An 8,949-nucleotide genomic window follows, 5' to 3' on the forward strand; every position below is an offset into this window, starting at 1 on the left:
GCTCCCTGAATTGATGGAGCAATGTCGATGTGGACTACAACGCAATATCGCCGGTTGGTGCAAGGCAGTGCCTGGTATGACCTGATCGTGACGGTCGCGTTTGTCACGCCGTGGAGTTTTGCGGCGTTGCATGGGATTTTGACGTGGGTGAGTCAGGCGTTGAGTTTGCCCGGTGAGCTGCCACCGTTCGAGCCGGTGCACATGTTGATGGCGAATTTGTTGGGCTCGATTGTGTGCGTATGGGCGGTGTTGCGGATTCGTGATCCGCAGCAGGTTTATGGGCGGTATGACGCCGTGGGCAGATTCCTGTTCTCGGCCTGGCAGGCTTATGCCCTGATCCATGGCGCGAGTTCGCTGCTGGTGGTTTTTCTGGCGTTTGAATTGGCGTGGGGCGTGGCTCAGGTGTTGCCTGTTCGGACGCCTTCGCGAGCAAGCCCGCTCCCACATTTGACCGAGTTCACACCCATCCAATGTGGGAGCGGGCTTGCTCGCGAAGAGGCCCGCCCAAACAACCACTAATGCCCGGCCTGCCAAGGCTGTCCCAGCGAAACCGGCGCATACAACCGTGTGCGCACCGCATCCCGCGACAGCAGCACCAGCACCCCAATGGTCGCGACATACGGCAACATCGCCAGCAGACTCGACGGAATCGCCAGCCCCAGTCCCTGCGCCACCAGGTGCAGGATGCTGGCGAGTCCGAACAGGTACGCGCCGAGCAGCAGGCGCCACACCCGCCAACTGGCGAACACCACCAGCGCCAGGGCAATCCAGCCGCGCCCGGCGCTCATGTTCTCCGCCCACATCGGCGTGTAAGCCAGGGACAGGTAAGCCCCGGCCAATCCGGCCATCGCACCGCCGAACAACACCGCCAAGGTCCGCACGGCCAACACCGGCAAGCCCATGGCGCTGGCCGCATCCGGGTTTTCCCCGACCGCCTGAATGATCAGCCCGACGCGGCTTTTCAGAATCACCCAGGCCACTAATGCAAACAACGCGAACGACAGATACACCAGCAGATCCTGGGCAAACAGCATCCGCCCGATCAGTGGGATTTCACTCAGATAGGGCATCGCCACCGGCTCGAATCCCGCCAGCGGCTTGCCGACCCACGCCGCACCGACGAAGGTCGACAGGCCCACGCCGAAAATCGTCAGGGCCAGACCGGTGGCCACCTGATTGGCGTTGAACACCAGCGCCACTAGGGCAAACAGCGACGACAACAGCATCCCGGCGAGCATTGCCAGCAACACGCCGAGCCACAGGTGACCGGTATTGAACGCGACGATGAAACCGATCACCGCACCAAACAGCATCATGCCTTCCTGGCCCAGGTTGAGGACGCCGCTTTTCTCGCAGATCAGTTCCCCCAGCGCCACCAGCAACAACGGTGTACCGCAGCGGACCATGGCGTAGAAAATATTGCTCAGCAGATCGATATCCATCACATCGCTCCAGTCTGTACGACGGTGGATTGCGCGCGGAGGGCCCAGCGCAGGTTCAAACACGGCCGGTAGAGAATCAGCACATCACTGGCCAGCAGGAAAAACAGCATCATGCCCTGGAACAATTGGGTGATCGCTTGCGGCAGGTTCAGGCTCATTTGTGCGCTTTCGCCACCGATGTACAGCAGCGCCATCAACAGGCTGGAAAACAGGATGCCGACAGGATTCAGACGGCCGAGAAATGCCACGGTGATCGCCGCATAGCCGTAGCCCGGCGAGACCTGCGGCACCAGCTGGCCGATGGGACCGGTGACTTCGCACACACCGGCAAGCCCCGCCAGGCCGCCGCTGATCAACAGCGCGAGCCAGATCAGGCGCTTCTCGCGAAAGCCGACGAAGCCGGCGGCACGCTTGTCCAGCCCCAGCACTTTGATCTGGAACCCGACAAAGCTTTTCTGCAACAGCACCCACACCGCCACCAACGCGAGCAGGGCGAAGTAAACCCCGGCGTGGACCCGGCCATCGTCCATCAGCAGCGGCAGGCGGCTGGCGTCACCGAACATCGCTGACTCGGGGAAGTTGAACCCGGCGGGATCTTTCAAAGGGCCGTGAACGCAGAACAGCAGCAGATTCAGTGCAATGTAGTTGAGCATGATACTGGTCAGGATCTCATTGGCGTTGAAGCGCGTGCGCAGCCACGCCGTCAGCCCGGCCCACGCAGCGCCCGCCAGGGTGCCGGTAAGCAGGATCAACACCAGCGCCCAGCGGCTTTGCATATCGATGATGTTCACCGCCAGCGCACTGCCGGCCAGCGCACCGAGCAGCAGTTGACCTTCGGCACCGATGTTCCAGATGCGCGCCTGATAGGCGACGGCCAGGCCCAATGCGCAGAGCAGAATCGGCAGGGCTTTGACCAGCAATTCGGAGACGCCGTACAGGTCGCTGACCGGTGCGATCAGCAAGGTGTGCAAGGTCAGCAACGGGTCATGCCCGAGCGCGATAAACAACAACGATCCACAGCCCAGGGTCAGTGCAGCCGCCAGCAACGGCGAGCACCACAGCATCAGGCGCGATTGCTGGCCGCGAGGTTCAAGAGAAAGCAGCATGTGACACTCCGTTAACGCGTGGCGGATGCGAGTGATTGGGGGGCACCGAACTGGCCGGCCATCCAGCCGCCGACATCGCTCAGGCGGGTGTCGACGGTGGCGTGAAGCGCCGACAGCCGACCGCCGCACAAGGCGCCGAGCCGGTCGCTGATCTGGAACAGTTCGTCGAGGTCTTCGGAGATCACCAGGATCGCCGCGCCGGCATCGCGCAAGGCAATCAAGGCGCGGTGAATGGTGGCGGCGGCACCGGCGTCCACGCCCCAGGTCGGGTGTGCGGCGACCAGCAGTCTGGGTTGTTGAAGGATTTCCCGACCGAGGATGAATTTCTGCAAGTTGCCGCCGGACAGGCTGCGGGCCGGCGCCTGGCTATCGGGTGTCTTGACCCCGAAACGGCGGATGATTTCCTCGGCCAGTGCTTCGACTTTGCCGCGCTGGATCAGGCCGTTACTCACCAAGCCGTGCTGGAAAGCAGTCAGCAGCGCGTTGTCCGCCAGGCTCAGTTCCGGCACCGCACCATGACCCAGGCGCTCGGCGGGGACGAACGCCAAGCCGAGTTGGCGGCGAGCATCGGGACGCAAATGGGCGACTGGCTCCTTGCCAAAACGGATCGTCGCGCTGGCGTTGCGGGGCAGCAGTGCTTCGCCGCTGAGCAAGGCCAGTAACTCATCCTGGCCATTGCCGGCGACACCGGCGATGCCGACAATTTCACCGCGGCGCACTTCAAGGTCGATGTTGGCAAGCGAGCAGCCGAATGGGTCTGGGTTGTGCCAGGACAATCCACGGACATCAAGGCACGCATCACCTCCGGTAACCTTCGGATAGTCAGCGATCAACTCCGCCGCTTCACCGACCATCAAGCGCGCCAGTTGCTGGTCCGAACACTCGGCCGGCACGCAATGCCCGGCCACCCGACCGCCTCGTAAAACCGTTGCGCTGTGGCACAACGCACGCACTTCCCCGAGCTTGTGGCTGATGAACAAAATGCTGCAGCCTTCGGCGGCGAGTCGGCGCAGGGTAACGAACAAGTCATCGGCTTCTTGCGGCGTCAGCACCGAAGTCGGTTCATCGAGAATCAACAGGCGGATGTCCTGCATCAGGCAGCGAATGATTTCCACCCGCTGCCGTTCACCGATCGACAGGCTGTGGACAAGTCGCTCCGGTTCCAGCGTCATGCCGTAGCGCCGGGACACTTCGCGAATCTTCGGCTCAAGCTGTTTGGGTGTGCCTGCCGCCGCGCCCATGGCCAGGGCGATGTTCTGTGCCACGCTCAGGGTTTCGAACAGCGAAAAATGCTGGAATACCATGCCGATTCCCAAACCCCGGGCCTGGGCCGGATTGCGCAGGCTCAGCCGCTGACCTTGCCAGATCACCTCGCCGGAATCGGCGTGGGTAACGCCGTAGATGATCTTCATCAGCGTGCTTTTGCCCGCACCGTTTTCGCCGAGCAGGGCATGGATCTCGCCAGGGGCAATGGTCAGGTCGATGGCATCGTTGGCCAGGCAGCCGGGGTAGCGTTTTGTGATTCTGCGCAGTTGCAGGCGCGGAACTGGGTCAGGGATTGGAGCGTGATTGGGCATGACAGGCTCAGTGCTGTTGGACTTGTGCCTGTGGATAAAGCAATTTTCTGGCCACTAGGTCAGGAAAATCTCGAAGTCCTGCGACCAGAGGTGTTCAGTACGCAGCTTTCAAATGTGCCACGCACAACCCGGCACCACATGGGGGCAATGGCGCAAATCAAGCCCCGATTTTGCTCGTGCGGTTTTGCTCAAAAAATGAGCAATCGACCACAAGCCATACCGTACACGGCGCCGAGACGGCCATGAACGGGTTATCCACAGATTGCTCCACAGTATTTGTGTGCAAGCTCACAGCACGGGCATAAGCACTGAGTGGCTACTTCTAAAGGCGATAAACCGCTGTAACTATTTGTTTTTATTTGAATTTGACGTGCTTGATGGCAGATTGGACGAAAATTGAGCAAAGTCCGCAAAGCCGCATGACAAAAGGGTTACAGCGGTATGTGCTCAGGTTATCCACAGGCGGGTGCACAGCAGATGTGGGCAAATATGGAATAAGTGAAAAAGCGGCGTGCCCCAAAAAATTGCAGCCGGTGCTGAAGCCTTTTAGCGCCGTAACAAAATTCGCCCGCGACTCAAATCGGCCAGTTGTGACTGTAAGGTGTCGATTTGCGCATCGCCTACGGCCAACTGCAACTCGACACCATTGGCGGTGAAGCTTTCATCCACAACCAATCCACCTGCCTCCGCCACCCGCAGCTTGACCAGAGCCAACTCGGCAAATCCGCAAGCGCAATGCAGTGGCACCCGGCTGATCAGCTCGAGCTTTGGCGCCGCTTGCAGGCATTTGTTTGCACCTCCGCCATAGGCCCGGGCTAGCCCCCCGGTGCCCAGTTGGATGCCGCCATACCAGCGAATCACCAGCACTGCGACCTGATCGCAATTCTGTGCCTCGATCGCCGCCAGAATCGGCCGGCCGGCCGTACCACCGGGCTCGCCATCATCGGTGCTGCGGTACTGATCACCGAGCTTCCAGGCCCAGCAGTTGTGCGAGGCATTCAAGTCGCTGTGCTGTTCAATGAACGCCTGGGCCTCGGCCGGGCTGGAGATCGGCGCGGCGAAGGTAATGAAGCGGCTCTTGCGAATCTCTTCGCGGTATTCGCAAAAACCGCTGAGGGTAAATGGCATAAGTGCTTAGATGGCAGGTTTCAGGCCGCAGCCCTTGAGAATGATGCGGATCAGGTTATCCCCGGCGTCTTCCATGTCCTGTTTTGTCAACTTGGTACGTCCGGTGACGCGGCAGATCTGCGTGGCGAAGTCGGCGTAGTGCTGGGTGCTGCCCCACAACAGGAAGATCAGGTGCACCGGATCGACCGGGTCCATTTTACCGGCGTCGATCCAGGCCTGGAACACGCCCGCACGACCCTGGAACCAGGCGCGATAGTCCTGGTTGAAATACTCGGTCAGGCACTCGCCGCCGCTGATGACTTCCATGGCAAAAATCCGCGAGGCTTGCGGCTGGCGCCGGGAGAACTCCATTTTGGCGCGGATGTAGCGGGTCAAGGCTTCGGTCGGATCGTCCTCGGCGGTGAGGGTGTTGAACGTGCTGTCCCACAGCTCGATGATGTTGCTCAGCACCGCCACGTACAAACCGAGCTTGTTGGTGAAGTAGTAATGCAGGTTTGCCTTGGGCAACCCGGCATTCTGGGCGATGGTGTTCATGCTCGTGCCTTTGTACCCGTGACGGGCGAACTCGTCTTCGGCGGCCTTGATGATGGTCTCTTCGTTTTTCTGACGAATGCGGCTGACGTGTTTTGCGCCGTGGGCTGGGACTTCAAAGGTCATAAGCACTTCCGAACGAGTGGGTGGGACGGCCAGTGCGTTGATAACGTACCCACCGGTTTCAGACAAGACCTCACACAATAAAACACTGCACCGCAAGCTAATGTGGGAGCGGGCTTGCTCGCGAAGGCGTCGTCCCAGTCAATACTCATGTGACTGACACACCGCCTTCGCGAGCAAGCCCGCTCCCACAGTTTTCAACGCGTCGCGGCCAGGCTCTCGAGAAAACTCTCCAGCACCAGATGCGGTCGGCGTCCCTTGCGTGTGACCGACGCCAGGCTGAGGTCATAGAAGCGTGTTTTTTCTTTCAGCGCTCGCAACCGGCCTTGCTGTACCCAAAGACTCGCGTAGTGATCCGGCAGGTAACCGATATAGCGTCCGGTCAGGATCAGGAAGGCCATGCCTTCGCGGTCCGAGGCGCTGGCGGTGCAATTGAGCGCCTGATAATGGGCCTGGATTTCCGCCGGCAAACGAAAGGTCGGGGCGATGGCGTCCTGGCTGTTCAGGCGTTCGTCGTCCAGTTGTTTGTCGTCGACATAAAACAGCGGGTGACCGACCGCGCAGTACAACAGCGATCGCTCGCTATACAGCGGTTGATACTCCAGCCCCGACAATGCGCTGGCCTGCGGTACCACGCCGACGTGCAGGCGACCGTCGAGCACGCCTTGTTCGACTTCATTGGGCGCGATCATGCGGATCTGGATCTGCACGTCCGGGCCGCGTTCTTTCAATTGCGCGAGGGCATGGGTGATGCGCATGTGGGGCAGGGTGACCAGGTTGTCCGTCAAACCGATGATCAATTCGCCGCGCAAGTGCTGGTGCAGGCCATTGACCTCGGTGCGGAAGCTTTCCAGCGCACTTAACAGCTGCAATGCCGATTGATAGACCTCGCGGCCTTCTTCGGTCAGGGAAAACCCGGCACGTCCCCGTTGGCACAGGCGCAGGCCGAGGCGTTGCTCCAGATCGCTCATTTGTTGGCTGATCGCCGAGCGACCGATGCCCAGCACGGTCTCCGCCGCGGAGAAGCCGCCGCACTCCACCACGCTGCGGAAAATCCTCAGCAGGCGAATATCAAAGTCGCTGACCTGGGCCAGCGGATCGGGACGGCGAGTACTCATGCGGGTTACTCAAAGTTTAGTAGTTGGCTGACTGAACATTAGAAAAGTTGGATTTCACCGACTTTATCCCCGTGGCAATTTAGCTGCAACAACGGTTTTCAATCCTTACGCCGCTTATTGCCTTGCGAGGTTACGCCCATGAACCAGCCTGAAAACGCACCGACTTCCCTGGCCAGCCAGCTCAAGCTCGATGCTCACTGGATGCCTTACACCGCCAACCGCAACTTCCAGCGCGACCCACGGCTGATCGTTGGCGCCGAAGGCAGTTGGCTGATCGACGACAAGGGCCGCAAGGTATATGACTCGCTGTCCGGTCTGTGGACCTGTGGCGCAGGGCACACCCGCAAGGAAATCCAGGAAGCGGTCGCCAAGCAACTGGGCACCCTCGATTACTCGCCAGGCTTCCAGTACGGCCATCCTTTGTCCTTCCAGTTGGCTGAGAAAATCACCGACCTGACCCCGGGCAACCTCAACCACGTGTTCTTCACCGACTCGGGTTCCGAGTGCGCTGACACCGCTGTAAAAATGGTCCGTGCTTACTGGCGCCTGAAGGGCCAGTCGACCAAGACCAAAATGATCGGCCGTGCCCGTGGCTACCACGGTGTGAACATCGCCGGCACCAGCCTCGGTGGCGTGAACGGCAACCGCAAGCTGTTCGGTCAGGCGATGATGGACGTCGATCACCTGCCGCACACTTTGCTGGCAAGCAACGCTTACTCCCGTGGCATGCCGGAGCAGGGCGGTATCGCCCTGGCTGACGAACTGTTGAAGCTGATCGAACTGCACGATGCGTCGAACATCGCGGCGGTATTCGTCGAGCCATTGGCCGGTTCCGCTGGCGTGCTGGTGCCGCCACAGGGTTACCTCAAGCGTCTGCGTGAAATCTGTGACCAGCACAACATCCTGCTGGTGTTTGATGAAGTGATCACCGGTTTCGGCCGTACCGGCACCATGTTCGGTGCTACCACCTTCGGCGTGACACCGGACCTGATGTGCATCGCCAAGCAAGTTACCAACGGTGCGATCCCGATGGGCGCGGTGATTGCCAGCTCCGAGATCTACCAGACTTTCATGAATCAGCCGACGCCTGAATACGCGGTTGAATTCCCCCATGGCTACACCTATTCCGCGCACCCGGTGGCTTGCGCCGCTGGCCTGGCAGCACTCGACCTGCTGCAAAAGGAAAACCTGGTACAGAGCGTGGCCGAAGTCGCACCGCATTTCGAAAATGCGCTGCACGGCCTCAAAGGCACCAAGAACATCATCGACATCCGCAACTACGGCCTGGCCGGCGCGATCCAGATCGCTCCACGTGACGGCGACGCGATCGTGCGTCCGTTCGAAGCCGGCATGGCGCTGTGGAAAGCCGGGTTCTACGTACGCTTCGGCGGCGACACCCTGCAGTTCGGCCCAACCTTCAACAGCAAGCCGCAGGACCTGGATCGTCTGTTCGACGCGGTCGGCGAAGTGCTGAGCAAGATCGACTGATTTGACAACACACCTGTAGGAGCGAGCTTGCTCGCGATGGACGTAAACGATAGTGGGGGCTGCCTGGATGAACGCGGCGCCCTCACCATCTTCGCGAGCAAGCTCGCTCCTACAAAAAACATCTATATAGCAGGCGCTCTTTAATGGACGCCTGTGGACAACTTTTCAGGAGCTTCCATGAGCGTTATTCCGCATTTGATCAATGGCGAACTGGTGACCGAGAACGGTCGCGCGGTTGATGTGTTCAACCCGTCTACCGGTCAGGCAATTCACAAGTTGCCGCTGGCGACCCGCGAAACCATCCAGAGCGCCATCGACGCGGCCAAGGCTGCATTCCCGGCCTGGCGCAACACGCCGCCGGCCAAGCGTGCCCAAGTGATGTTCCGCTTCAAGCAACTGCTGGAGCAGAACGAAGCGCGTATCGCCCAACTGATCA

At 60.3% G+C, this 8,949-nt stretch carries 9 protein-coding genes (1 of these 9 cut by a window edge); 3 read left to right on the plus strand and 6 right to left on the minus strand.

The window, feature by feature from the left end; genetic code table 11:
* The first annotated feature begins 27 nt into the window (after positions 1–27).
* The gene (locus PspS34_RS03175; RefSeq protein ID WP_154861064.1) at positions 28–519 is read left to right on the plus strand and encodes a hypothetical protein; all 492 of its coding nucleotides are present in this window, start codon (positions 28–30) and stop codon (positions 517–519) included.
* On the opposite strand, the gene PspS34_RS03180 is transcribed toward PspS34_RS03175, so the two are convergent.
* The 6 genes from PspS34_RS03180 to PspS34_RS03205 all read right to left on the minus strand — a co-directional run bounded on the left by PspS34_RS03180 (position 516) and on the right by PspS34_RS03205 (position 7,025).
* The gene (locus tag PspS34_RS03180) at positions 516–1,442 is read right to left on the minus strand and encodes an ABC transporter permease (protein ID WP_154861063.1); all 927 of its coding nucleotides are present in this window, start codon (positions 1,440–1,442) and stop codon (positions 516–518) included. The genes PspS34_RS03175 and PspS34_RS03180 overlap by 4 nt on opposite strands.
* Positions 1,442–2,548 (minus strand): ABC transporter permease, encoded by a 1,107-nt coding sequence (locus PspS34_RS03185; RefSeq protein WP_159389509.1) that lies wholly within the window; start codon positions 2,546–2,548, stop codon positions 1,442–1,444. The genes PspS34_RS03180 and PspS34_RS03185 overlap by 1 nt, the downstream gene beginning before the upstream one ends.
* 11 nt (positions 2,549–2,559) lie before the next feature.
* Entirely contained in the window at positions 2,560–4,125 is a 1,566-nt protein-coding gene (locus PspS34_RS03190; protein WP_154861061.1) for an ABC transporter ATP-binding protein, read from the minus strand.
* 546 nt (positions 4,126–4,671) lie between these two features.
* Positions 4,672–5,253, minus strand: coding sequence for a YigZ family protein (locus PspS34_RS03195; protein WP_154861060.1), 582 nt, complete (start codon positions 5,251–5,253; stop codon positions 4,672–4,674).
* Positions 5,254–5,259: 6 nt separating this feature from the next.
* Positions 5,260–5,910, minus strand: a complete 651-nt coding sequence (locus PspS34_RS03200) for a TetR/AcrR family transcriptional regulator (protein WP_090452966.1) — start codon at positions 5,908–5,910, stop codon at positions 5,260–5,262.
* 194 nt (positions 5,911–6,104) lie between these two features.
* Positions 6,105–7,025 carry a LysR family transcriptional regulator gene (locus PspS34_RS03205; RefSeq protein WP_150815110.1) on the minus strand — a complete coding sequence of 307 codons (921 nt, stop codon included), beginning with the start codon at positions 7,023–7,025 and terminating at the stop codon, positions 6,105–6,107.
* A 138-nt stretch (positions 7,026–7,163) separates the two neighbouring features.
* Here PspS34_RS03205 and PspS34_RS03210 point away from each other — a divergent pair, with 138 nt between their 5' ends.
* The gene (locus PspS34_RS03210; protein WP_057712120.1) at positions 7,164–8,513 is read left to right on the plus strand and encodes an aspartate aminotransferase family protein; all 1,350 of its coding nucleotides are present in this window, start codon (positions 7,164–7,166) and stop codon (positions 8,511–8,513) included.
* Between the two features lie 177 nt (positions 8,514–8,690).
* Positions 8,691–8,949 carry the beginning of a CoA-acylating methylmalonate-semialdehyde dehydrogenase gene (locus PspS34_RS03215; protein ID WP_090452969.1) on the plus strand. 1,235 nt of this gene lie beyond the right edge of the window, so only the first 259 of its 1,494 coding nucleotides appear in the window; the start codon lies at positions 8,691–8,693; its stop codon lies off the right edge, out of view.

Source organism: Pseudomonas sp. S34 (assembly GCF_009866745.1).
In the GTDB taxonomy this organism is placed as follows: Bacteria; Pseudomonadota; Gammaproteobacteria; order Pseudomonadales; family Pseudomonadaceae; genus Aquipseudomonas; species Aquipseudomonas jessenii.

Coding starts and splice junctions, on each gene's coding strand:
- PspS34_RS03175 (WP_154861064.1), top strand. CDS start 28: ATGTGGACTACAACGCAATATCGCCGGTTGGTGCAAGGCAGTGCCTGG.
- PspS34_RS03180 (WP_154861063.1), bottom strand. CDS start 1,442: ATGGATATCGATCTGCTGAGCAATATTTTCTACGCCATGGTCCGCTGC.
- PspS34_RS03185 (WP_159389509.1), bottom strand. CDS start 2,548: ATGCTGCTTTCTCTTGAACCTCGCGGCCAGCAATCGCGCCTGATGCTG.
- PspS34_RS03190 (WP_154861061.1), bottom strand. CDS start 4,125: ATGCCCAATCACGCTCCAATCCCTGACCCAGTTCCGCGCCTGCAACTG.
- PspS34_RS03195 (WP_154861060.1), bottom strand. CDS start 5,253: ATGCCATTTACCCTCAGCGGTTTTTGCGAATACCGCGAAGAGATTCGC.
- PspS34_RS03200 (WP_090452966.1), bottom strand. CDS start 5,910: ATGACCTTTGAAGTCCCAGCCCACGGCGCAAAACACGTCAGCCGCATT.
- PspS34_RS03205 (WP_150815110.1), bottom strand. CDS start 7,025: ATGAGTACTCGCCGTCCCGATCCGCTGGCCCAGGTCAGCGACTTTGAT.
- PspS34_RS03210 (WP_057712120.1), top strand. CDS start 7,164: ATGAACCAGCCTGAAAACGCACCGACTTCCCTGGCCAGCCAGCTCAAG.